Genomic DNA, 23,738 nt, shown 5'->3' with positions numbered 1-23,738 from the left:
AAGGGGCCGCTTTTGCGGCCCTTTTTTATTGTGTGTAATTTTTAGGCGTTTCAAACTCATGAAACGCTTTGAAACGGATCGTTGCAAATTCTATTGAGAGAGTCATGTGGGTATGGTTAAAGTGGCTCATACCCACTCTTCATCGAAGAGACAACCAACAGGAGAAAAACATGAAAACGACTCTCACACTTGCTCTTTCACTTCTTGCTTCTTCAGCATTCGCTGGCATCAGCTACTCAAACCAAGCTGATATCTCTCCAGCTCACTCAAACATCCGTCTAGCTGACGTACGTTTCGTATCACTTCCTTCTAAAACAGAAGTAAGACAAATTCCTGGTTGTAACCCAAATGGTGAAATCTCTCAAGTATGTACAGAAGTAGTTGTTCTTGAGAGCGAGCCTGCTGTTCAAGCAACTGTTACATTCAGAGATGGTGTTTCAAATGATCCTGAAAACAGAGAAGGTTACCTAACTCTTAATCTTGATCCAGCAGATTTCTCTGCCGCTGATCTAGCAGCTCTTGAAGGCGCTTCTCAAGGTCGTTGGGACTTCGGTGGTCGTCAAGCTCGCGTTCGTAAGTCATGGGCCGCTAAAAACCTAGAACTTTCTACAGCTCTAGTTACAAGAACAATCCAAGTTGTAGACACAAGAAATTCTCGCCTTTGTCCAGTAGGTGAAGCAGGTACAACTCTTCCTGGTTGTGTGGAAGACATTCAGTACAAGCCAGCTTCAACAAAAGTTCGCGAAGTGAAAATCAGCGTTAAGTAATTAGCGTAAAATTCTCTCACGGAATTCTGGGGTCCCGAATGGGGCCCCTTTTTTTTGGTAGGGAAATGAAGACAAATAAAAAAAGGCCCTCTTTCGAGGGCCTTATACTTTTAGCAATTAAGCTTTAAGTTTCTTTTGAAGATTCTGATTGATCGCCTCAAGGAACTGCTCAGTCGTTAAATACTTATCAGCAGTTACTTTATCGCCGTGGATACAAGCAGCTAGATCTTTTGTCATCTTACCTTCTTCAACAGTCTGGATACAAACTGCTTCAAGAGTTTCAGAGAAGTGAGCAAGCTCTTTGTTACCATCAAGCTTCGCTCTGTGAGCTAGACCACGAGTCCAAGCGAAGATAGAAGCGATTGGGTTAGTTGAAGTTGGCTTACCTTGCTGGTGCATACGGTAGTGACGAGTCACTGTTCCGTGAGCAGCTTCAGCTTCTACTGTCTTCCCATCTGGTGTCATAAGAACTGAAGTCATAAGACCAAGTGAACCGAAACCTTGAGCAACTGTATCTGACTGAACGTCACCGTCGTAGTTTTTACAAGCCCAAACGAATCCACCAGACCACTTCATACAAGCAGCAACCATATCGTCAATGAGACGGTGCTCGTACACGATGCCTTTAGCTTCAAATTTCTTCTTGTAATCTTTTTCATAGATTTCATTGAAGATGTCTTTGAACTGACCGTCGTACTTCTTAAGGATTGTGTTTTTAGTAGAAAGGTATAGAGGCCAGCCTTTAATCAGGGCCATGTTAAAACATGACTCAGCAAATCCACGGATCGACTCTTCAGTGTTGTACATACAAAGAGCAACGCCGTTGCCTTTGAAGTTATACACTTCCCACTCTTGAGTTTTGCCATCTTCGCCAGTGAAACTCATTTTTAGAGTTCCTTTGCCTTTGATAACTGTATCAGTTGCACGGTACTGATCTCCGAAAGCATGACGACCGATTACGATCGGTTGAGTCCAGCCCGGAACAAGACGTGGAATGTTTTTGATAACGATTGGCTCACGGAAAACTGTACCGTCAAGAATGTTTCTGATTGTACCGTTTGGTGATTTCCACATTTGCTTAAGTTTGAATTCTTCTACGCGCTTTTCATCAGGAGTGATGGTCGCGCATTTGATACCAACGTTATACTTCTTGATCGCTTCAGCAGCTTCAACAGTAACTTTATCGTCAGTTGCATCACGGTTCTCCATACCAAGATCGTAATACTTAATATCAATATCAAGATAAGGAAGGATAAGTTGTTGCTTAATGAATGACCAAATGATGCGAGTCATTTCATCGCCGTCTAGTTCAACGACAGGGTTTGCGACTTTAATTTTTGCCATAGGATTCTCCAAGGGAACGAGTGAATTGGAAGTGCTACTATTGTGGGGAAAAACAGGGAATTTGTCGAGGATGCGCGCTGTGTATATTGCGAGAAAAGATCAAATACCTTGCTGGTGGGGGCGAACCACCTCTAACTGGACCTCGAATCCTCGATCCTTTAAGTCTGAATAGACCTCCAGGACCTCTGATTGGGTGCTTTGAACACTCAATAATTTTGCTCCAGGGTGATAGTAGTACTCCGTCAATCCGAGTCCCTTTACTTCTGATCTGATGCTTTCTGTGGCGTTCACAATATGAAGCACAGATGAAATTGGGTGAAGTTTACCGGTTGATGGTGAGTAGGCAACGGGAAGAAGTCCCTTGTCAGAGCTTAAGCGAACAAAATTGAAAACTCCGTCCTGATAAAGAATCTCCCCCATAGAACTCTGATAGTTTTCTTTGGCGACAGCTCCTACATTGCTGATAAAAACATGGCCACGAGTCAGGTTGAAGCTATGGTCTTGTTGGAAGTCTTCTGTCACTTGAGGCGAAACTCTTTCACGAATTTTTCTTTCGACTTTTTTAAAAGCGGTACTCTGTTTTGCCGGAAGAACGATTGGATCTTTTTTGACAGGGGCCGATGGAGTGCTGGCCACTTTTCTCTCTGGAGCTTGGGTCTCAGTCACGACAACGGTCTCGGGTCTTTTATAAAAAAAGAAGGCGAGAAGCATAAATCCTAATAAACCGAAGGCGTATTTTTTCATCAGAAATCCGGCACCCAGCTCTTGACCTGCACACTTGAATATTCGCCCTGGTTATCAACTGCGCGAATGCTTAGGTAATAGGTCGTCGTGTCCTGAAGAGACATGCCAGTCACCTGTAGAGTGGTATTGGCCTGGCCCAGAGAATACCAGTTCTTCACATTTGATCCACCAGGAGTTGTTCCCACCGCCACTTCGTAGTGATCAAGATTAGAAAGGGACGTGGTATGAGCAAATGAGAAAATAGGTGAGTTAGTGGCCGAAGTTGATCCACTTGGCATAGAAAGCATGGTCACTGGATATGGTTTCACAAGATCAGATGGGCTTTGATGACCGTGAACCAGAATCTTCCAGTTGAGAAGACTTCCTGTTCCCGTGATGCTTCCATCATCTTTCGTAGTAATGGCGCTACTTCCATCGACAATTTTAATTTTCCAATAACCCACTGAACGCTCGCCATAGAAAGCATTACTTAAAAGAAGGGTATTGGCATCAAGGCCCAGAGAAAAAATATTACTGTTAATGTTCAGAAGTTTACTTTCAGTTCCACTCGGTGAAACGAGATGAACCGCCAAATCACCGGGCCAAGTGTGATTGGTCGTGATCTGAATCTGAATGGCCTCAATAATAAAGTCATGTCCCACCCAGATGCGGTCTTCAACACCTGTGGCGTCCTCATCAGGGATGGCGAGATTAATCGCGCCCGAGTCATAATACCATTGATCTGGATTTGGAACGGTGTTGAGAGTTTTCTCATAAGTTCCAAGTGATCCCGAGATCCATGACTGGGCCTCTTGAACAGCACTAAGGGCGTTCACGCGACCGAAACCATACCAGTTAGAAAAATAAAAACCTGCGGCGTTTCTGGTCCACTTTACATCATAGACATAACTGGCGAGATTAAATCCCCATGGGTGATTGAGAGTATTATTAAATGGATCGTAATCGATGTTATCTGATGTGAGGGCCAGAATGTGTTTTACTTCACGCCAAGTGAGACTCGGATTTGCCTCTAACATCAGGGCCACGACTCCTGATAGCACCGGGGCCGCGGAAGAAGTTCCATTAAAGAGACTTGAGTAATCGCAATAAGGGTTAAGTGGATTAGAACCAAAGTTAAAATAATTGTAATTGTTATTTCTATAACTGTCCCCTGAACTACAACCAGAAATATCGGTTGTGATCATGGCCGGTTCATCAATTCCAAATTCTCCACCAGGAGCACTTACCCAAAGGCCACTTCCGGGAGTGGAGTAGCTTGAGCTAAGCCCCATGGCATTGACGGCACCCACAAGAATTTTATGTGGACTTGCTTGGTCTGCGCTTGAGTTTGAATTTCCGGAAACTTTCATCTGGCAAGAAATGGCCGGGCCCGAACAAAGATCATAGTAGTCGGTGTAGCTGTTACCGGCCGACTGAACGTAGATGGAACCTTTGCCAGATCTTTGATTGGTGACTCCATATTCAAGCTGAGTAAAAATTGATGGATCAACGTTGATGAAATCACTACCACTGTAGCCGTAACTGTAGTTGAAGATATCGAAGTTACCCGACATCTGGTCAATCTCGCGAGCAAGCATTGAGGCCTCGGTCTCAGATGAAGAGTAGGCAAAAATATATCTGAAGCCCGCAAATTTTGCAGAAGGAGCAACTCCACGTGAACCAATTCCGTTCCACCCAACAGCGGCGATAAGACCTGAAACTGCAGTACCATGGGCCTCATTATCTGAAGGATAAGGAGAAGCGCCCGCCCAGCGTGAAGGCTGAGTGAACACATAGTTTCGGTGTTCAGTTGTGAGCATGTTACTGATTAAATCAGCGTGATCAGTGTCTACACCGGTATCGGAAACAGCAATGCGAACATTGTTTCCTTTGATGTTAAGAGTGCTATGAACAGTTTTAACTTTAATATCTTCGCCGGCGATTCCACCACTGGCGCTGAAGGAAGATTGACCGCGATTTTCCAAGTGCCAGGCATAGGAGGCCAGTGGATCCTCTGTCCCATTACTAGGAGTCCCGCCACCTGAACCGGAGGTCGTGCCCGTTCCTGAATTTGGTTTTGAGATGTTGCCTTCATCTTTCACGCATCCAAATGCGAGCAACATCGCAATTAAAAATCCAATCCGCATAGATAACTTTCCTCATCATCCTATCGGCTATTTGGAGCTCTTTCTGTACGAGATTAAATATTATAATTTTAGTTAAGGATGCCGTGAAATCAGCCTATTAGACAGTTAACTTTCTTTAGAAAGAATTAGGGATTTTTAAATAAGCTGCCGAAAAAGGGAGCATGAAAAAGATCCTGTTTATAGAAGAAGAGAAAGAACTTCAGGCCGTCATGATAAAGCTGTTCCCGAAAGATCAGTATCGGGTGATTGTGGCCCATGATGGTGTCGAAGGACTTCAGAAGTGTCGAAATGAAGAATTTGATCTCATTATTTTGGACTATCAGATGCCTAAGATGGATGGGTTCAGGTTCTATCAACAAATCCGTGAAAAAGGAGACATGACTCCCTTACTTTTCACCACCGCTTATGGTGAAGAGATGAAGCAGAAAAACATTAAGTGGGAAAAGTGTGAGGTGTTGGAGAGGCCTTATGAGGCCACCAGTCTTCTTCAAAGGGCGAATAAGCTATTAGGTGTAGGCACTTCATCGGTAAAATCAGACAAGATCATTCTTAATCCCGGTGATGTGCTGTTTGATGAAGGAGATTCTGCCACCGCCATTTATTTAGTCGTGAGTGGAGTGGTGACGGCCTCCAAAAAACTTGGTGATGGGTCTCAGAAAATTTTATTCAAACACGGAAGTGGGGACGTTATTGGAGATGCTTCCGTCATTAACGGCACTCAACGAATGGTTAAAATTACAGCAGAAGAAAAAACTGAATTGATCGTCATCCCTTCTTCAAAGGTCCTGGCAATTGTAGAGGGACAACCTAAGTGGATCAAGCTCATGCTCGAAAGCATGAGCCGTCGTCTGGAGGCAGGAGTTAAGCAGATTTCTTAAGTGGTTTGGCCTCTGCTTTTGGCCCTGGTCTCACGACAAACACATCACAAGGCGCGAACTTCACCATGTAGTCCGTAAAGGAGCTGTGAAAAAGTCCCTCGAACCCGTGTTTACCTCTTGTGGCCACCACAATCAAAGTGGCGTTCCGGTTTTTTAAAATATCAATCACCTCTTCTTCCGGATGAAAATCCTTGGTGAGCTGAAATGAAGTTTCACCTTGAAAGCCGGGAGGAAGAATCTTTTTTGATTCTTCTCGTAAAAACTTTTCCAAGGCCGGCATCATGTCGTGGTACGTTTCCTCGTCCGGAGTCTCTATCAGTCCAAACTCGAGAGGGGTGATGTTCTTTTTCACGACATGCAGAAAGTGCACACTTTCTACGTGAGAGAAGTCAAACTTTCTGCCCCATTCATGAAGAGGGGCCAGTAGTTCTTCTTCCAAGGGAAGGGCCACAACGATTCTTTGAGGACGCATAAAGACCTCCTGAAAGTCTTATTATCTCACCAGAATCCAAAACAAAAAACGGAGTAAGTACATGAGTCTTGTATTGGGGCAAACCTCCCAAAGATCATGAAAGAGTCATAAAAATTCTTCTCCAGTTTTCCACCACTTCTTCCTCTGCAACATTGGCAAGATTCATGCAATTTAAATAGATGCCTCATTGCAAGGTAAGGAGCAAATAACTATGAAAAACGAAAGCGTGGGAATTCAGGACATAAACGTGATTGATTTGATCCTGATTGATCACCGTTACATCAAAGAATGTATTGAAGTCATGATTGATGAGAACGCTGACAAACGTAGAAAGATGTCGTTGGCCAAAAGTTTTTTGGATGCGGTCCATATCCATTCGCAGACAGAGAAGAGGGCCATCTATGCTCCTTTGGAATCAAATGAAGAATTGCACTTTAATATTCTCGAGGCCCAAATTGAACACGGGATCATTGATCAAAAAATTCGCTCCATAAAAGCGAAGATGGCACGAGTGAGGGTTTTACGAGATGAGCACGAGGCCGAATTAAAGGTCCTGGCGGAAATTTTAAAGAAACATCTGATTGAAGAAGAAACGGAAATACTTCCCAAGATGAAAGAGGCGATAGACGACGCCACTCTGAATGAATTGGGAGTGAATTATATGAAACTAAGAAAATTTTCCCCTCGTGATTTGCAGGACTATCCTCAACTCCAGGATGAACTGATCGAGTGGAAAGACTCTATACAAAAAGTTTCTAGCGAATTTTTGACCAAGATGGACAAATTCGTGGAGAACTTACAGCACTAGTTCTCCCGCAAACAAGGAGGAGTTATGGCAACAACAATGCATCCTGGGTCACATCATCTCGTGGCACCCAGAAGCTTAACTCAAAAGGTCTGTATCGGTGTTGGACTGGCATTCGTAGCGGCCGGTCTTTTGGGAATTGTGTTCCCTGGCTTTATGGCCATGCACTTAAGTCTCGCTCACAATATTATTCACCTTGCTTCAGGTGCTCTGGCCCTGTGGTGTGGTTATGCTGACGATCCTAAGAAGGCCTACAGCTTTGCTTTTGGATTTGGTGTGGTCTACGGAATTTTAGGTCTGGCCGGTTTTCTTATCGGTGAACCTGGTTACCCAGGAGTAGGACACATGGAAGCAGATGAGAATCTGATGCGAGTCATTCCAAATGTACTTGAGTTCGGAACGGCCGATCATATTGTACACATCGCAATCGCGGCGGTGTTAATTCTCAGCGCCTACAGTTGGATAAAACGTCGAGATGTGGATAATGGCACAAGCGGCATTATAAAAACTCAGGCCCGCGTTGATCGTGACTTAAACCGTCGTTCAGACTCAGAAAGAAGAGTATAAGCTTAATAGACCAAACCGGGAGAGTTTCTCTCCCGGTAGATTCACGGAGCGACCATGGATCTTATTAAAGGCCAAGAGAGGTTTTCAGAACGAGAGGCGATTGTCCGACGTTTTGAGGCCGTGAGAAGAGCAACTGAAGATCTGTGCTTGCCTCTTACTCACGAAGATTTTGTCATTTCAGTTACAGAGGACACAAGTCCTCCGAAATGGCATCTCGCCCATACCACTTGGTTTTTTGAAAACTTCGTTCTGAAAAAAATCAATCCTCAGTATGAGCCTTTTCGAAATGAATTTCATTTCCTCTTTAATTCTTACTATAAAGCACTGGGATACTATCTCCCCAAGACCAAACGTGGAGTTCTTTCAAGACCCACGGTCCATGAAGTTCAGGAATACCGTCGTGCCATTACCAAAGAAGTCATGATTCAAGTCATGAGACTTAAAGAAGACAAATTTCAAGAGGTCAAAGAATGCCTGGAGCTGGGAATTCAGCATGAACAGCAGCACCAGGAACTTCTCTTGATGGATATAAAAAGAAATTTTTACGAGAATCCTATTCGACCTAAGTATCATCCGGACCATTCCCATGGCCCTTATGATTCTTTCGAAGTGAGATGGCATAATATTGCCTCGGGGTTAGTGAAAATCGGAGTCGATCGAAACTCTCGTGAGTTTGCTTTTGATAATGAGAAGGACCTGCATAATCAGTGGATCGAAAGTTGCATGCTCTCTTCTCATCTCGTCACTAATGACGAATACCTTAGCTTTATTGAAGATGGTGGATACGATAATCCGCTTCTATGGTTATCTGACGGTTGGGAGACCAAGGAGAGAGAAAAATGGAACGCTCCTTTATATTGGGAGCGAGATGGCAAGAGCTGGTGGTCGTTCACTTTAGGCGGAATGATGCCGCTTGATCTTGCGGCACCCGTGGTGCATGTGAGTTTTTACGAGGCCATGGCCTTCGCTCGCTGGAAAGGATGCAGACTTCCAACTGAGTTTGAATGGGAAGTGGCCGCTCGTTCAGAGCCAAGTGAGTGCACTTTCTTGGAGGACGGTTATTTTGAACCGGAACCGTCGCGAGATGATCATGAACTCTACTCGCAAATTCATGGTTCAGTTTGGGAATGGACCCATAGTGCTTATTTGCCTTATCCCCGCTATGAAAAGTTTCATCATGGTCTGGCGGAATATAACGAAAAGTTTATGTGCAATCAGTTCGTCCTTCGTGGAGGAAGTTCTATTACTCCGAGGTCTCATTATCGAGTGACCTATCGGAACTTCTATTACCCTCATATGCGTTGGCAATATTCAGGAATACGACTTGCAAAGGACTTAGCATGAAGACAGAATTTGATTCCTCTTACATGGACCTGGCCCCTCAAAGTCACTCACTTTTGTCTGAGGTCTTAGTGGGACTCTCTAAGCATCAAAAAAGCATTCCTCCGAAATTTCTCTATGACAAAGCAGGCTCTGAGATTTTTGAGAAAATCTGTGATCTCAGGGACTATTATCCCACTCGAGCGGAGAAAGAAATCTTGCAGACCTATGCCGGCGAGATGGCCGAGATGATAGGGCCTGGGGCCCTTATCATTGAACCGGGAAGCGGGGCCGGTGAAAAAGTCCGCTATCTTTTGAAGGCCCTCCATGATCCATCCGGTTTTGTTCCGATTGAAATCGAAAGAGAAATTCTTCTCCGTATGACCAGTGAAATTATCGAAGAATTTCCTGGTCTCAATATCACTCCCGTCTGTGCGGATTTTACCGAGATGCTTGAACTCCCTGTCACCGTTGGGATGAAGAATGGAAAGAAAGTCATTTTTTTTCCGGGCTCGACCATTGGAAATCTTTCCCCCGGTGAAGCGATTGATTTTCTTGTGCACTACGGGAACATGCTCGAGAGTGGCGGCGGATTTTTGATTGGGGCCGATCTTAAAAAAGACAGTTCGATCTTAAAACGTGCCTATGATGATTCTGAAGGAGTGACGGCAGAATTTAATCTGAATCTTCTTCGACGACTCAATCGTGAAGTAGGTGCCTCTTTCAATCTGAATAATTTTGAACATGAGGCCTTCTATAATGAGGAAATGGGAAGAGTGGAGATGCACTTAAAGAGCAAGGTGCCCCAACTCGTGCGTGTGAATCGAACAGTTTTCCGTTTTAACGAAGGAGAAACGATTCATACTGAGAATTCATATAAATATTCAGAAGACGAGTTTGCTGAACTTTGTGCTCATGCAGGACTCGTGCTTAAAAAATACTGGAAGGACTCTAAGAATTTGTTTTGCGTTTATTACTTTGAAAAAGAGTGAGGACGTATGAATTCACTTCTATTGTCTCTATTGAACTGGAAGGCCCAGGAGGAGTCGAGGTTTACTCTGATGATGTCCCAGGGACCATTTGAAGTAAGGCTCTATCAAAAACTTATTTGTGCCAGAGTTTCTTTGGAAGGTACCTTCGATGAGGCCATTAAGAACGGAATGAAGCACATTACGGAGTATCTGGAAGGAACAAATTTCAAAGTGGAGAAAATTCTTCGGGCCGGGCCTTGTTTTCATTTGAATAAAGTTGATCAATGGGACGTAGGGATGATTCTTCCTCCGGAAATGGACCTTTTGAATGTTCCTAAACCCATTAGTCGTTTTATTAAAATTGAAGAGTGGGCACCTTCTACCGTGGGAGTGCTTCGTTTTAGAGGAGGAATCACTCAGGAGATCTTTCATCGAAAAGGCGAGGAACTCAAACGTTGGATTAAAAAGAAAGGTCTCAATTTCCAAGGTCCTCTAAGAGTTTCACGAAATGATTTCTTATTACAGATACCTTTCTTTCGCCCGAATGAAGTTCATTTGGACATTATATAAGGCAAAAACATGCGGCCAATCTTGGTCTTATTCATCATGATTTTTTTCTCTTCCTGCGGGAGTGGGAAGAAAGTTTCGGACACTCCGACAGACGATACGATGACGCCACCTTCTGAGCAGTCTGCCCAAAAAAAGCAAGAGATGGTGGAGATCTCCTTTAAGAAAGGGAGTGATAAGTTGACCCCCAAGGCGAAAGAGGAAATGGAACAGCTTTATCAGAAGTTTAATCACGAAGGTATTACCAAGGCGAAGGCCCTGACCTGGGGAGACCTGGAGTATCCTTCTGTTCATAACAGTAAGGACATTGATAACGATACGACTCTGGTCGTAAAAAGAAATCTTGCTTTAGGAACGTATCTAAAAAAGTTAACTGAGATTGAAGACGTAACCATGATTAATATGGCAGAGCGATCTGCTGCTATTAATAAAATTTCGACCGATGAAAACATCAAAGAACCTCTCGAGTCAGCTGGAATTCCGAACACCGACACAGCAGTCAAGGTGCCAGGGAAGGCGTCGAAATCCATTGTGATTTTCATCAAGGAAGAAGAGTAGGTCGAGAGACCAGGGGGCCTTCGGGCCCTCTTTTTTAAAACTATGAACATCTACAACTGTCGTTTTCTAAAACCTTTTCGTATTAATGCCATCGTCCTTTACCCCTTCATCCTTTATTGTGATAAACACCCCAATGAAGAATTAAAGCGCCATGAACATGTTCATATTGAACAGATTAAGCGCGATGGCCTTTGGAAATTTTATGCTCGCTATCTTTGGCAGTACTGGAAAGGAAGACGAACGGGTCTTTCACATTACAAGGCCTATCGAAACATCTCTTATGAACGAGAGGCCTTTGGAGAGGATGAAGCGAGGACAAAAATTGCCAACTCTGACCAAACATGAAAATTCCTTAAGATTGAACCCCTAGAAATTCCTAGCATTTGTCAGTTTTTATAAAAGGACCTTGCGTTAAACGAGCGTTTGATTTAGATTTAAGCAAGCGATTAAATCATGCGATTGACCATGAGGAAAAATATGTTATTTCAAAGACTTGGATTACCAACACTACTGCTATTGTCTAGCATCCCTGTTGCTCAAGCACTCACTTTGGAGGAATACCTGACCGAAGTACGCGAGAGAAACGGAAACTTCCGGGGATTAAATATCTCTGTGAAGGCCAAAGAAAGTCGTAAGGATGAAGCGACTTTATTCTTTAAACCGTCATTCTTTTTGACGGGAGAGTACTCAGATGACCAGCGCCCGACACTGGCACCTGCGTTTCAAGGTCAGCAGACCATGAGGCACACGCTACGTGCTGGTCTCTCTCAGAATTTTAGAACCGGTACGAAAGCTGCCATCTCGTACAACTACTATCAGACCAAAATCAATGGAACTGAGGGTGGGTTAGTAAGAACGCCGAAGTTCTTTGATGTGGCACCTATGCTCGAGGTGACTCAGAGTTTGTGGAGAAACTTTCTAGGGAAAGAGTTCGAAGCAAATGAAGAAGTTCAGCTGGCGCAAGTTGAGGCCCAGCGTTTGAATGACATGTTCACTTACAAACAGTTGAACATGCAGGCAGAAAACGCTTACTGGCGTCTGTACTTTGCTCAAACGACTTTAAGAGTTCAGGAAGAATCTCTGGCCCGTGCTCGTAAACTTCGCGACTGGAACAAAGGTCGTTTTTCGAGCAACCTGATTGATGAATCAGATTTGATTCAATCAGAAGCAAACCTTCAAAACCGTGAGATTGAGTATCAGGACACTCTTTCTGATATCAATGCTGCTCAAAAAGAATTCAACTCTCTTCGCCAGATGGAAGGGGACGTGAATCTTGAAGGCACGAAAGGAAGAAGTAGCGCTTATATTTTGGACGCAACTCTTCCTTCGAAAATGAAAATGAGAGAAGACGTTCGTGCCGCTCTTGCCAACACAAAGGCAGCACAAGCGAACTCTCAATTGGGTGTTGAAAGAAACCGTCCGACTCTAGAGCTTTACGGTCAGTACTCAATCAACGGTCGTGACAAGTTCTATTCTGAGGCAACTGATCAGGCCTTCGGAGCCACTCGTCCATATTCAATCGTTGGTGTTCGCTTCTCAGCTCCGCTTGATTTCGGAGCTCAGAGTGATTACAGAAAAGCTTATGCACAGGAATCGAAAGCAGCGGAGATGACTTATCAACGTCGCTTGTATGAAGTTGACCGTAACTACGAAATCCTTAGTCAGCGTTTCGAAGATTTTAAGAAGCGTCTGAAACTTGCCATCAAGTTTGTAGAAGTTCAGGACAAGAAATATAAAACAGAACAACGCCGCTACCAACAAGGTCGTACAACGACTTTCCAAGTGGTGCAGTTCGAGCAAGACCTTGCTAACACCGAGCTAATTAGACTTCGTTATGAGCGCGATTTGATCCTCGTTTACAACGAACTGAAACTCTTCTCTGGAGAAGAATATGAGTAATAATGACCTAAAAGATACCTACGTTGATAAGGGTGGTTGGTCATTTGCCAAACTCTCTATTAACCGTCCTATTTTCATTACCTGCGTAGTCCTTGTAACGATGATTACTGGTTATCTCTCTATGAGATCTCTTCCAGTTGACTTGTTCCCGGATGTTACGTTCCCAGTGGTAACAGTTACCACTCAGTATCCTGGTGCCGGTCCCCGTGAAACAGAGATGCTTATTTCAAAAATTTTCGAGGAAGAGTTCTCGACTATTTCTGGTGTAAAAACCATCCGTTCTATTAACCAAGAGGGTGTATCAATCGTTGTGGCGGAGTTTACTTTCTCCACCGATATTAAATACGCCGAACAACAGGTTCGAGATAAGGTGAGTTCAGCGAAGGCCGATCTTCCAGATGATATCGAAGAGCCGGTGATTCGTCGTGTGGACCCTTCCGATCAGCCGATTGTGACTATCGCTCTTACGGCCGATATGACTGAAGCTGAGCTCTACGATTTGGCGAACCTCACTGTGAAACCAAAAATTGAACAGATCAACAACGTTGGTCTGGTAGAGATCATGGGTGGTCGTGAGCGTGAAATTCGTGTGGACCTTGATCTGAACAAAATGAAGTTCCGCCAGGTTTCTGCCATTCAAGTAGCAGACGCTCTTGGTAAGGCCGGTTCAAACATTCCTTCAGGTAAGATCGACGTTTCTGCAAAACAAGAAACGGTATTCAGAACTCTAGGGGAGTTCCAGACCATTGATGAAATGAAAAACACCATCGTTCAGTTCCTTGGAAACGATGTTCCGGTTGTTCTAAGTGACGTTGCTACGGTTCGTGAAGGTCTGGAAGATGAAAAGAACATTGGTTACGTGAATGGTAAACGTTCACTTCTTATCTCTGTTTACCGTCAGACTGGTGCTAACACCGTGGCCGTGGCCGATAACGTGGTAAAACAGGTCGGTCTCCTCAATTCAACTCTAGGGAAAGCATCTAATAAAGCGGAACTAACAGTTGTGCGTGATGGTTCAAAGGCCATTAAGGACAACCTTTTCGACGTACAAGAATCAATTACTATCGGTATTGTTCTAACGATTATCGTGGTGTTCTTCTTCCTTGCTTCTTTCCGTTCTACAGTTATTACATCTCTAGCTCTTCCTAACTCGCTTCTAGGTGCCTTCGTGCTTCTGGCAGTTGCTGGTTATACGATTAACGTAATGTCACTTCTTGCTCTTTCACTTGCGGTAGGTCTTCTTATTGATGACGCGATCGTGGTACGTGAAAACATTTTCCGTCACATGGAAATGGGCAAGGACGCCCGTACAGCAGCACTTCATGGTACTCAAGAGGTGATGCTCGCGGTAATTGCAACAACATTCACAGTTATCGCCGTGTTCGGTCCAATTGCATTCATCTCGGGTGTGGTAGGTCAGTTCTTAAAACAATTCGGTATGACAGTGTGTTTCGCTCTTATCATTTCAATGTTTGATGCGATTACAATTGCTCCGATGATGTCTGCTTACTTCGCTGGTAAAGGTGGACACGTAAAACCAGGTGAAGGTACTGGCATCTACGACAGAACAGTCGGAAAAATGCTGGCATGGTTTGACCGTTTTCAAAGTAAGCTTGAAGATCTGTATGTATGGATTTTGAAAGTGACTCTGAACAACCCAATCAAGATGATTCTTGGTGGTGTTCTGATCTTTGCTCTAAGTATTTACTCTCTTAAATTCGTTCCTAAGACGTTCCTTGCCGCTCAGGATAACGGTGAATTCTCGGTGAACCTGGATCTACCTCCTGGAACCAGCCTTCGCGAGATGGAACGTGTTGCGACTGAAGTTGATAAAGTGATCCGTGGTCACAAAGAAGTTGCCGTAAGCCTTCTGACTGTGGGTACAAAAGATGGTGAAGCGAACAAAGCAAACTTCTATGTTCGTCTAGTTGGTGCCAAAGAAAGAAAGGTCAATACGATTCAGTTTAAAGACATCGTTCGTAAAGAACTTCAGCCGTTCGCTTATGCTAACGTTCAAGTAAGTGACTTTGACCAAGTTGGTGCCGGTCAGCGTCCATTTAACGTGAACATTCAAGGTAACGATGAGAAAGAGCTTGCGGAAATTTCGACGAAAGTATTCGAGAAGATGAAAAACCATCCGGCCCTTCTTGGTGTGGACCTTTCATATCGTCCAGGTAAGCCTGAGTTCCAGGTGATTCCTGAGCGTCTACAAGCTGAAAGACTTGGTATCTCGACTAACGTACTTGGTATGGAGCTTCGTACCCTGATGGAAGGTCAAACTCCGGCAGTGTATCGTCTGAAAGGTGAGGAGTATGATATCCGTGTTCGTCTTCGTGAAGACCAACGTAACCTTCAGAAAGAGTTTAACAACATTTCTATTCCAAACATCAACGGCCGTATGATCCCGCTTAAGAGTGTGGTTGAAGGTGTTGAGACGACGGGTCCAGCAAACATCACTCGTCAGGACCGTGCTCGGTATTACCAGATCTCTGCGGACATTGCTCCGAATGGCCCTGGTATGGGTGGTGCGATGACTGAAGTTGCCCGTATCTTCAAAGAAGACATCAAACTTCCTGAAGGCATGAACTATAAGTTCGTTGGTCAGGCAGAAAACTTCGGTGAGATGATTGAAAGTATGGCGATCGCTTCAGGACTAGGTATTCTCTTTATCTATCTGGTACTAGCATCTCTTTATGAATCGTTCATCACTCCGTTTACCATCATGCTCGTGCTTCCACTTGCGATGTGTGGTGCTTTCTTTGCTCTTGCCTTAACTGGTGCTTCACTGGATCTTTTCTCAATGATCGGATGTATCATGCTTCTTGGTGTTGCGACCAAGAACTCTATTATCCTGGTGGACTATACCAACCAGCAGATGGAGAACCACGGTATGTCTCTTCGCGAGGCGATCCTACTTGCCGGTAAAAACCGTCTTCGTCCGATCCTTATGACGTCTTTCGCTCTGATCGCTGGTTTCGTGCCGATTGCTATCGGTCTTAACGAGGCTTCAGCACAGAGAACGAGTATGGGTATTGCCTTGATTGGTGGTCTAATCAGTTCGACACTTCTGACCCTGATCATTGTACCTGCCGCCTATACTTACATTGAGCGCTTCCGTCTTTTTGTGAACAGAATTTTTTCCAAAGTGACAGGAGCGGACACTAACGTACAGAAGGTAGAGTAGTTATGTCAGAACACGATACAAGACACAGAATTATTGAAGCGAGTACTTATCTTTTCGGGTTGAAGGGCTATGACGCCACTTCAACCCGGGAGATCGCTCAGAGAGCGGGAGTGAATATTGCTTCGTTAAATTATCACTTCAAAAGTAAGCAAGGTATTCTGGAAGAAGTCACTGGTTGTGTTATTGCTGAATTTAAAGACAAAATTAACAAGCTTGCCGAAAACAAGGATCTAACGGCCTCGGAATTTGCATTGTCGATTTATCACACGATGACAGAAGACGAGATCAAGTTTCTAAATCACTTTAAACTCTTTCTCGGGGCAGGCACTCCCTGCCACGAATTAGATACTTCTCCGATTGGTTGGGAACATTTGTCGTTTTATTTGAAAAAAGAGCTCGGTACAAATGTTCCTGATTCGGAAATGATCTGGGCAAGCAGTGTTATTTTTACTTACATTATGCACGTTGCTGTTATGTCAGCATCAGTTGTAGGTAAGGAGCACATAAATAAATTTCTGCCACAAGGTAAAGCGGCATTCCCGGTTTACATTAAGCAGTTAGTTGAGACCATCGTAAGAGATCTCAATACTCGTTATTCAGTTTAACTCAGCACGTGCAACAAGACCCTCGCAGCTTGACTGAAAAGTAGGGACATCCGTTAATAAACACGGAGGTTTCCTATGAGTACGATCAATGTCGGCGAGGGCTTCTCGTTCCCAAAAAAGTTCTGGGAGAGTGATTATCAAGAACTTTTCCCACCAGAACTTATCAAGCTTCTTAAAAATCTCCATGAACGATTAAATCCCGAACGATTGCGGCTCCTGGAAGCGCGTAAAGTTCGGCAAGGCCACTATGACAAGGGTGAGGTTCCGGAGTTTCTGGATCGAAATTCTGAGGCGGTCAAAGGCAGTTGGAAGGTGGCACCCATTCCAAGAGAACTTCTCTGTCGTCGAGTGGAGATCACGGGGCCCGTGAATTCGGCCAAGATGGTGATCAATATGCTCTCTCGCAATGAGAAAGGCGAGCGGGCCGACATGGCCATGCTGGATTTTGAAGACTCCATGAAACCGAGTTTTCAGAATGTGCTCGATGGCTATAAGAACGTGATTCTTGCCGTGCCAGGGAGACTGACTTACTTCACTGAAGAGAAAAAGTATCAGCTGAATCCCAATGACATGGCCTATGTGATGGTTCGCTGTCGAGGGCTTCATCTGAATGAGAGCAATATCAAAATCAATGGAGAGGAAATTTCGGCGGGACTTTTAGATCTCGCGGTTTGTTTTTTTCATACCGCTCGCCAATATCGTCTCCAGAATAAAACTCCTAAGTATTATGTTCCCAAGTGTGAGCATTATCTCGAGGCCCGCTGGTGGAACAATCTCTTTGTAGAGTTAGAGCGAGCAACGAAGTTTCCGATCGGGACTTTGAGAGCGACATTTTTGATTGAAACTTTACCTGCCACGTTTCAGGTGGAAGAGATTTTGTATGAGCTTCGTGATCATGCAGTCGGGTTAAACGTTGGCCGCTGGGACAAAATTTTCAGCGATATTAAAGTTCTTCGTAATCATCCGGAAAGAATTATGGCCGATCGAAGCTCCATCAATATGGAACGATCATGGATGGAGAACTATGCCAAAAGGGTGATTAAGATTTGTCACTCACGAGGTGCTTTTGCCATGGGAGGCATGTCTGCGTTCACTCCTGGTAAAAGTCCGGAACTTCGCCTCGAGCAAACGCAAAAAGTCAGTGCGGACAAAAGGCGCGAGGCCCAATGGGGCCATGATGGTTGTTGGGTCTCCCATCCGTATTTTATCGGTGTCGCCATGACCGCATTTAAGAATGAAAATCAATTAAAAGAAACTCTGCCGGATTTTGATAAATATTCTGACATTCTTCCTCGTAGCGAAGGCCCTCATACCATGAATGGTCTTCGAACCAATGTGCGAGTGGGAATCGCTTATATGCATGGATGGATGAAAGACATTGGATGTGTGGCCTTTGATAATTTAATGGAAGATCTCGCCACTCTGGAGATCTCCCGGGCCCAGACCTGGCAATGGCTTCATCATCAGATCACACTGGATGATGGAGTTCAGGTGACTAAGGGGCTTGTGGCCTCTGTCTTTGCGGATGAGTTTCAGAAAATTTTGGAAGAGATGAAAGCGGAAACTTCCGAGAATCGTCATCGTGAACTTTTTGTTGAACTAGAAGAGGCGAGGGACATGGCCCTTCGAGTGTTTACTCAAGATGAACTCAGTGATTTTTTAACAACGACTAGTGAACCAGTTGAATTTTAAAAAAGGAATGGAGCATGGATGCAATGATGAAGGCCGCGAGTGAAATGAAGTCCAGCTGGGGCTCTGATCCACGCTGGAAAGGTGTGACCCGAACTTATTCTCCGGAAGATGTCATAAAACTCCGAGGCTCCTTTCAAATTCAACATACTCTCGCTCATATGGGTGCGGAGAGATTGTGGGAGCTCATGCAAAAGGAAGACTATATTCATGCCCTCGGGGCCTTGACTGGTAATCAGGCCGTGCAACAAGTGCGCGCGGGCCTTGAGGCCATCTATTTAAGTGGCTGGCAAGTGGCCGCAGACGCCAATCTTTCCGGACAAATGTATCCCGATCAAAGTTTGTATCCTTCAAACTCTGTTCCTTACGTCGTAGAAAAAATCAACTGCGCTCTTCAGCGCGCAGACCAAATCGAATTCTCCGAAGGCAAAGTTTCTCGTCATTGGATGGTTCCCATCATTGCCGATGCCGAGGCGGGATTTGGTGGACCATTAAATGCCTACGAACTTATGAAGAGCATGATCGAGGCGGGTGCTGCCGGTGTGCACTTCGAAGACCAACTGGCCTCTGAAAAAAAATGCGGACACTTAGGTGGTAAAGTACTGGTTCCTTCTTCACAATTTATTCGCACTCTCACCGCCGCCCGCCTGGCCGCCGATGTGATGGGTGTTCCCACTTTTCTCATTGCCCGGACGGATGCCCAAGGAGCGCAACTTCTCACCTCAGATGTGGATGAGCGCGATCGTGAGTTCATGACTGGTGAACGCACTCCTGAGGGCTTCTATAAAATCAAGGCCGGAATAGAGTCTGCGATCGCTCGCGGACTTGCCTATGCTCCCTATGCTGATCTGGTCTGGTGTGAAACTTCAACTCCGGACATTGATCAGGCCCGTCACTTTGCTGAGGCCATTCGTAAAAAGTATCCAGGTAAATTTCTTGCCTATAACTGTTCGCCTTCTTTTAACTGGAAGAAAAATCTCAGCGAAGATCAAATCGCTCGTTTTCAAAAAGAGCTGGGCTCTATGGGATATAAATTCCAGTTTGTAACACTGGCCGGTTTTCATTCTCTAAATCATGGCATGTATGAGCTTGCCATGGATTATAAAGAGCGTGGCATGACCGCTTATTCAAAACTTCAAGAGCGCGAGTTCGCGAGCGAAAAGTTTGGTTACACGGCCACTAAACACCAGCGCGAAGTTGGCACTGGTTACTTCGATATGGTGAGTTCCGTGATTTGCAATGGCCAATCTTCGACACTTGCTTATGAAGGCTCAACTGAGCGCCAGCAATTTGTTCAACACTAAATTCTAAATGGCGGAGTCACTTGGCTCCGCTTTTTTTACTTTCACTGGAGAAAGTAGAATTCTTTTTTTTTAATTTTATTTGCAAGTTCGTTGAAACTTTATTAAAAATAAAATACGGAAAATGTACGGAATTGTCAAATTGATAAAAATGACAATTGAAGATCACTTTCTCTGGAGAAAGTAAATTGAAGTCAAATAAATGATTTTGTTGAAGAGAGTACTTTCTCTGGAGAAAGTAAAAAGGCAAAAAAAAGCCCCTCAGAGAGGGGCCGAAGAATTATAAGCTTCTTAGATATTGCATAACTTTTGGAACAAGTCTGGTGTCGAACTTTGCTTGGCGGATAAGTTGAACAAGCTCAGCTTGCTTAATCACACCGGCCTTAAGTTTGTCACATGCTAGTGGCTCAAGTGGATCAGTGATCGCGTAAATAGATTCGTGTTGCGGCCATAAGTTTTCAATGCGGTTACTTCCGCCAGCGCAAAGAGGAATCAAGTGATCAATCTTATATTGTTTACGTTGTTTTGGATCTAGACGATATCCAAGGTCGCGATATTCACGGAATACATCATCTTTAAGATCGCCACTTACGTTGCGGTTACAATAAGGGATGTGTTCAGGATAACGGTAAGCATCTGGGTTTGAGCAAAGAGAACCTGGAGTTACAGAAGCATCTGGACCCATGGGAAAATCAGCTCTGTAAATTACACCGGCAAATAGTCCAGTAGTAAGGAGTAAACCGAGAAAGAGGATTTTCATCTTCAGTCCTTAATTAAAATGTGTTGAGCCAACACAATAGTTAATCAGAAGAACTTCTGTCAAACTTCCTCTTATTAATATTAGTTAACTAAATAAAAAAATGGTAAGATAAGTGCATGAAAGTTCTTCCAAGCCTATATGTGAGTTACGGATTACCGCCTCTTGCCCTTCAAGATGACCCTTTTAATACTTCATTGGTAAATTTCGGTCGTTTTTTAGGTGATTCTGTAAAAGGAATCGTTTGTGTGTCCTCACAATGGATCATGCCGGGGCCGGTTCAGGTGACTAGTATGTCCCAATCCAGCATCCAGTATAATTTCCAAGGATTTCAGCCTGAATTGTATGAGATGAAATATGAGCCACCAGTTTCTTTTGAACTGGAAGAACATGTGGCGGATCTTTTGGAAGATAAGGGATTTGAAACGACCTTCAATGAGCACTATGGTTTTGATCATGGTGTGTGGATGCCACTTCGATTGATTCGACCAGAGGCCGATCTACCGGTTGTGCAAGTTTCGATTCCTCAATCGGATGATCCGCGTATCATTTTAAAACTAGGTCATGCACTTTCTTCACTAAGAGAAAAAGGCATCTTGGTGATAGGAAGTGGAGTGTCTGCGCTCAATATGAATAAAATCGTTTGGCACGCTCGTGGAGAGGACGTTCATCCCAAGACTCGTGAGTTTGATGAGTGGATGGAAGTAAATCTCATGACGGCCAATATTGAGAACATTCTAGACTATAGAAAGTCGGCCCCGCATAGTGATTTCGCCAGCCCAAGCACGGCGGGACTTATGCCTTTGGTTTTTGTGATGGGAACATCCATTGCAGGCGATAGACCTCAAATCGTTTACAAAGGTTTTAAGTACAGTACGGCCTCGCTCCTGTCTTTTTGCTTGAGTGAAGAAGCTATTCCGGAAGGGCTTCTTTCCTAATCAGTTTGAATAAAGGCCCGTGCATCTTTTGGTAGAGTGATAATGAAACTCGTCCCAAATCCTTCTCGGCTATTGACTCTGACTGATCCTCCCATCGTTGTGGTGAGACCCTTTACAAGAGTAAGCCCCAGACCCCAGCCCTTTTTACCGCTTTTTTTTGCGGAAAGAGATCGTTTGTAAAGATTAAAAAGATTGGCCTGTTCATAAGGAGGAATTGGATGACCTTCGTTATGAACTTCAATTTCAACTTCTGCAGAAGTGGCGGATATCCGGATGGTAACGGGTCTATTTTCTTCTCCGTATTTTATGGCATTGGTACTCAGATTTTCGACAATTCTTCTTATTCCATCAGAACTCCAGAATCCCATAATCACTTCAGGACTCTCTAAGGTAAACCGATTCTGATGAATCATATTAAGCTCGGTCATAACGTTCTGGACACATTCCACCAGATTAAACTCTGTGATCTCCAGGGGAATAGGGACTCCGGCACGAAGTTTGTTCGCATCCAAAATATCACGCACCATTTGTTCAATCCGATTCACGTTGTGAATGATTCTCTCGGTGTTTTTGTGGGTGTCTTCCGGTTTTCGATGAATAAGCTGAGTCGACAAACGAATGGCGGTGAGTGGTGTTTGTAAATCATGAGAGAGGGCAGAAACAAAATTTTCTCGGGCCGATTTTTCTTCGAGGAGTTGTTCCAGAACATTTTCGACTTCTTTCTTTGCCTTCAATTGCTTTTGAACAACTCTTTGGATCAATATGGTGGAGAAAATAAAACAAAGCAATCGAAAGGGATCTTTGGGCCATACGATCTCGATGGTATCGTAGGGAGGTACAAAAAAGTATTGAACGCAGATGGAAGACAAGAGAATAGAAAATAGACCGTTCCCATAGAAACAACAAAATAACACTGCTGGGAAATATAAGATAAATGGTGCCGGGTTAAGCAGTGGCCAAAGAAAGTATTGAATAAGTGTCGTCGTTGAAACGATAAATAGCGTAAGAAGATATTTATAGATGGGAAAACACTTTAGCCTTTGAAGATATTCTCGCGCCTTCATCCTGATATTGTAACTTTGATGCTGACTTCAGACCAGAAACTGTGAGTCTAATGCGAACCAAATGACATGACTTGCCTCAAAAGGTTTCAATCTATTGTGGAGGCAATCATGATGAAGAGCATCCTGATCATTTCTCTTTTCTCAAACTTCCTTTGGGCGGCCATTCCACCTAATCCTCAGATGAAAAAAGTCTTAGATAAATTGGATGAAAAAGGGGGACGCCCTGTTGAGCATCTTTCAGTTGAAGAGGCCAGAGACCAGCCCACAGCACCTGAGGCGGTAAAATCTATTTCTCCGAAGACGAAGGACAATCTGGCGGAGGTCAAGGACATTAAAATTCAAGGGGCAGATGGGAAGCTTAAAGCGCGACTCTATCGTCCAAAAGGAAAGGGACCTTTTCCGGTGGTGGTTTATTATCACGGAGGAGGATGGGTCCTGTCTGATATTGATACCTATGATGCAACTCCAAGATCACTTGCAGCAAAGACCAATGCCATTTTTATTGCGGTCGAGTATCGTCGGGCCCCCGAAAATCGTTTTCCTGCGGCCCATGATGATGCCTTTGCCGCCTATCAGTGGGTCTTAAAAAATGCCGCCACTTTTGATGGTGACCCAAAAAGAATCGCTGTCGCGGGAGAAAGTACCGGAGGAAATTTGGCCCTCAACGTGGCGATCATGGCCCGCGATCAAAGTCTTCAGATTCCGATTCATGAATTAATCATCTATCCCGTTGCCTCGACCAAGATGAATACTCTTTCTTATAAAGTGAATGGAGATGCCAAACCTTTGAATAAGGCCAAGATGAATTGGTTCTTTTCAAAATATCTTCGCTCACCACAGGACAAAGAAGATCCACGGATTGATTTACTGAAAGCGAACTTCAGAGGTCTTTCACCGGCGACCATTATTACGGCGGAAATTGATCCTCTTCAAGGAGAAGGAAGAGAGCTGGCGGAGAAGATGGAAAGACAGGGAGTGGATGTGACTTATCGGAACTATGAAGGGGTGACCCACGAATTTTTCGGAATGGCGGGAGTGCTCAAGGAAGCGCAAGAGGCCCAGAATGAAGCTTCATTAAAACTTCAAAAATCATTCGAGAAATAAAATCCAACCTACGGAGGGTGGAGAAACCGATAGAATCTCATCCATCCAGTGATAAACATTGGACGTATGATGAAGGAG

General features: G+C 44.2%; 22 protein-coding genes. 16 read left to right on the top strand and 6 right to left on the bottom strand.

Annotated elements, in window-relative coordinates:
- Window positions 1-170: 170 nt before the first annotated feature.
- Complete coding sequence (locus tag ACJVC5_RS19325) at window positions 171-767, top strand: hypothetical protein (RefSeq protein WP_408097190.1); 597 nt, start codon at window positions 171-173, stop codon at window positions 765-767.
- A gap of 117 nt (window positions 768-884) precedes the next feature.
- On the opposite strand, the gene ACJVC5_RS19320 is transcribed toward ACJVC5_RS19325, so the two are convergent.
- The 3 genes from ACJVC5_RS19320 to ACJVC5_RS19310 all read right to left on the bottom strand — a co-directional run bounded on the left by ACJVC5_RS19320 (window position 885) and on the right by ACJVC5_RS19310 (window position 4,981).
- A complete protein-coding gene (locus tag ACJVC5_RS19320; protein WP_408097189.1) occupies window positions 885-2,111 on the bottom strand; it encodes an isocitrate dehydrogenase (NADP(+)) in 1,227 nt (408 codons plus the stop codon).
- Window positions 2,112-2,210: 99 nt separating this feature from the next.
- The gene (locus tag ACJVC5_RS19315) at window positions 2,211-2,855 is read right to left on the bottom strand and encodes a hypothetical protein (RefSeq protein WP_408097188.1); all 645 of its coding nucleotides are present in this window, start codon (window positions 2,853-2,855) and stop codon (window positions 2,211-2,213) included.
- A complete protein-coding gene (locus tag ACJVC5_RS19310; RefSeq protein ID WP_408097187.1) occupies window positions 2,855-4,981 on the bottom strand; it encodes a S8 family serine peptidase in 2,127 nt (708 codons plus the stop codon). Before ACJVC5_RS19310 ends, ACJVC5_RS19315 begins: the two co-directional genes overlap by 1 nt.
- 161 nt (window positions 4,982-5,142) lie before the next feature.
- Here ACJVC5_RS19310 and ACJVC5_RS19305 point away from each other — a divergent pair, with 161 nt between their 5' ends.
- Window positions 5,143-5,859 carry a response regulator gene (locus tag ACJVC5_RS19305; RefSeq protein ID WP_408097186.1) on the top strand — a complete coding sequence of 239 codons (717 nt, stop codon included), beginning with the start codon at window positions 5,143-5,145 and terminating at the stop codon, window positions 5,857-5,859.
- Here the strand turns inward: ACJVC5_RS19305 and ACJVC5_RS19300 are convergent.
- Window positions 5,843-6,331 (bottom strand): universal stress protein, encoded by a 489-nt coding sequence (locus ACJVC5_RS19300; RefSeq protein ID WP_408097185.1) that lies wholly within the window; start codon window positions 6,329-6,331, stop codon window positions 5,843-5,845. The two genes, ACJVC5_RS19305 and ACJVC5_RS19300, sit on opposite strands and share 17 nt — an antisense overlap.
- Window positions 6,332-6,542: 211 nt before the next feature.
- On the opposite strand from ACJVC5_RS19300, the gene ACJVC5_RS19295 reads away from it, so the two are divergent.
- From ACJVC5_RS19295 to aceA, 12 genes are all read left to right on the top strand, one after another.
- On the top strand, window positions 6,543-7,139 hold the full coding sequence (locus tag ACJVC5_RS19295) for a hemerythrin domain-containing protein (RefSeq protein WP_408097184.1): 597 nt from the start codon (window positions 6,543-6,545) through the stop codon (window positions 7,137-7,139).
- A 24-nt stretch (window positions 7,140-7,163) separates the two neighbouring features.
- Window positions 7,164-7,703, top strand: coding sequence for a hypothetical protein (locus ACJVC5_RS19290; protein ID WP_408097183.1), 540 nt, complete (start codon window positions 7,164-7,166; stop codon window positions 7,701-7,703).
- Between the two features lie 54 nt (window positions 7,704-7,757).
- The gene (egtB, locus tag ACJVC5_RS19285; protein WP_408097182.1) at window positions 7,758-9,047 is read left to right on the top strand and encodes an ergothioneine biosynthesis protein EgtB; all 1,290 of its coding nucleotides are present in this window, start codon (window positions 7,758-7,760) and stop codon (window positions 9,045-9,047) included.
- Window positions 9,044-10,015, top strand: coding sequence for an L-histidine N(alpha)-methyltransferase (egtD, locus tag ACJVC5_RS19280; protein ID WP_408097181.1), 972 nt, complete (start codon window positions 9,044-9,046; stop codon window positions 10,013-10,015). The genes egtB and egtD overlap by 4 nt, the downstream gene beginning before the upstream one ends.
- A 6-nt stretch (window positions 10,016-10,021) precedes the next feature.
- Window positions 10,022-10,564, top strand: a complete 543-nt coding sequence (locus tag ACJVC5_RS19275) for an SOUL family heme-binding protein (protein ID WP_408097180.1) — start codon at window positions 10,022-10,024, stop codon at window positions 10,562-10,564.
- A 9-nt stretch (window positions 10,565-10,573) separates the two neighbouring features.
- The gene (locus tag ACJVC5_RS19270; RefSeq protein WP_408097179.1) at window positions 10,574-11,119 is read left to right on the top strand and encodes a hypothetical protein; all 546 of its coding nucleotides are present in this window, start codon (window positions 10,574-10,576) and stop codon (window positions 11,117-11,119) included.
- Window positions 11,120-11,161: 42 nt separating this feature from the next.
- Window positions 11,162-11,464: a hypothetical protein gene (locus ACJVC5_RS19265; protein ID WP_408097178.1), complete on the top strand. Its 303-nt coding sequence runs from the start codon at window positions 11,162-11,164 to the stop codon at window positions 11,462-11,464.
- A gap of 132 nt (window positions 11,465-11,596) precedes the next feature.
- Complete coding sequence (locus ACJVC5_RS19260) at window positions 11,597-13,018, top strand: TolC family protein (protein WP_408097177.1); 1,422 nt, start codon at window positions 11,597-11,599, stop codon at window positions 13,016-13,018.
- Window positions 13,011-16,202, top strand: coding sequence for an efflux RND transporter permease subunit (locus ACJVC5_RS19255; protein ID WP_408097176.1), 3,192 nt, complete (start codon window positions 13,011-13,013; stop codon window positions 16,200-16,202). The genes ACJVC5_RS19260 and ACJVC5_RS19255 overlap by 8 nt, the downstream gene beginning before the upstream one ends.
- Before the next feature lie 2 nt (window positions 16,203-16,204).
- On the top strand, window positions 16,205-16,807 hold the full coding sequence (locus ACJVC5_RS19250) for a TetR/AcrR family transcriptional regulator (protein WP_408097175.1): 603 nt from the start codon (window positions 16,205-16,207) through the stop codon (window positions 16,805-16,807).
- Between the two features lie 75 nt (window positions 16,808-16,882).
- On the top strand, window positions 16,883-18,499 hold the full coding sequence (locus ACJVC5_RS19245; protein ID WP_408097174.1) for a malate synthase: 1,617 nt from the start codon (window positions 16,883-16,885) through the stop codon (window positions 18,497-18,499).
- A 14-nt stretch (window positions 18,500-18,513) separates the two neighbouring features.
- The gene (gene aceA / locus ACJVC5_RS19240) at window positions 18,514-19,800 is read left to right on the top strand and encodes an isocitrate lyase (protein WP_408097173.1); all 1,287 of its coding nucleotides are present in this window, start codon (window positions 18,514-18,516) and stop codon (window positions 19,798-19,800) included.
- Between the two features lie 277 nt (window positions 19,801-20,077).
- Here aceA and ACJVC5_RS19235 read toward each other — a convergent pair whose 3' ends face one another.
- Window positions 20,078-20,557 (bottom strand): hypothetical protein, encoded by a 480-nt coding sequence (locus ACJVC5_RS19235; RefSeq protein WP_408097172.1) that lies wholly within the window; start codon window positions 20,555-20,557, stop codon window positions 20,078-20,080.
- 116 nt (window positions 20,558-20,673) lie between these two features.
- On the opposite strand from ACJVC5_RS19235, the gene ACJVC5_RS19230 reads away from it, so the two are divergent.
- A complete protein-coding gene (locus ACJVC5_RS19230; RefSeq protein ID WP_408097171.1) occupies window positions 20,674-21,492 on the top strand; it encodes a DODA-type extradiol aromatic ring-opening family dioxygenase in 819 nt (272 codons plus the stop codon).
- Here the strand turns inward: ACJVC5_RS19230 and ACJVC5_RS19225 are convergent.
- Window positions 21,489-22,556, bottom strand: coding sequence for a sensor histidine kinase (locus ACJVC5_RS19225; protein ID WP_408097170.1), 1,068 nt, complete (start codon window positions 22,554-22,556; stop codon window positions 21,489-21,491). The two genes, ACJVC5_RS19230 and ACJVC5_RS19225, sit on opposite strands and share 4 nt — an antisense overlap.
- 108 nt (window positions 22,557-22,664) lie before the next feature.
- On the opposite strand from ACJVC5_RS19225, the gene ACJVC5_RS19220 reads away from it, so the two are divergent.
- Complete coding sequence (locus tag ACJVC5_RS19220) at window positions 22,665-23,660, top strand: alpha/beta hydrolase (protein ID WP_408097169.1); 996 nt, start codon at window positions 22,665-22,667, stop codon at window positions 23,658-23,660.
- Window positions 23,661-23,738 lie beyond the last annotated feature (78 nt).

The sequence above is a fragment of the Peredibacter sp. HCB2-198 genome (assembly GCF_045999315.1).
GTDB lineage: Bacteria > Bdellovibrionota > Bacteriovoracia > Bacteriovoracales > Bacteriovoracaceae > Peredibacter.
This window is presented reverse-complemented; position numbering and strand designations above follow the sequence as displayed.